General features: G+C 64.8%; 1 protein-coding gene. It reads left to right on the top strand.

All coding sequences use genetic code 11. The features are described 5' to 3' along the window. A partial coding sequence (locus AC1D1X_RS24955; protein WP_477699581.1) for an ABC transporter permease occupies positions 1 to 721 on the top strand: 721 nt, incomplete at both ends.

Genomic DNA, 721 nt, shown 5'->3' with positions numbered 1-721 from the left:
ACCTTAAGCTGGGCCTGATTGCCGTCGGTGGTTTTGCCGGCGCGGTGCTGGTGTTTGCCGTGGCCAGTTTTGCCGCCGTCAAGCTGCTGCGCGCCAGCGTCAACGAAGTCACCGCCCCGCGCTGGCTGGTGCTGGCCACGCGGCAGCTGTCTGCCCGGCCCATGTATGCCGTGGTGCAGACCAGCGCCCTTGCGGTCGGCTTGCTGGCCCTGATGCTGCTCGTGCTGCTGCGCACCGACCTCATCAGCAGCTGGCGCAAGGCGACGCCGCCCGATGCGCCTAACCGTTTTGTCATCAACGTGCAGCCGGAGCAGGGCGAGGCTTTCCAGAAAGCGCTGCGCGATGGCGGCGTGAAGAAGTTCGACTGGTACCCCATGATCCGCGGCCGTCTGGTGGCGGTCAACGGCAAGGCCGTCACGCCCGACGACTTTGAAGACGATCGCGCCAAACGCCTGGTGGACCGCGAATTCAATTTGTCCAACAGTGCCGACATGCCCGGTCACAACCAGGTCACCGGCGGGCGCTGGACAGGCGGCGAAAAAGATGCCGTGAGCGTGGAAGACGGCCTGGCCAAAACGCTGGGCCTCAAGCTAGGCGACTCACTGCGGTTTGACATCGGCGGCCAGCTCAGTGAAGCGAAGATCACCAGCCTGCGCAAGGTCGACTGGGGCTCCATGCGCGTCAATTTCTTTGTGATGTACCCGGTGGCGCAGCTCCCGGC

The organism is Polaromonas sp. P1_G4, from assembly GCF_056405475.1.
This window is presented reverse-complemented; position numbering and strand designations above follow the sequence as displayed.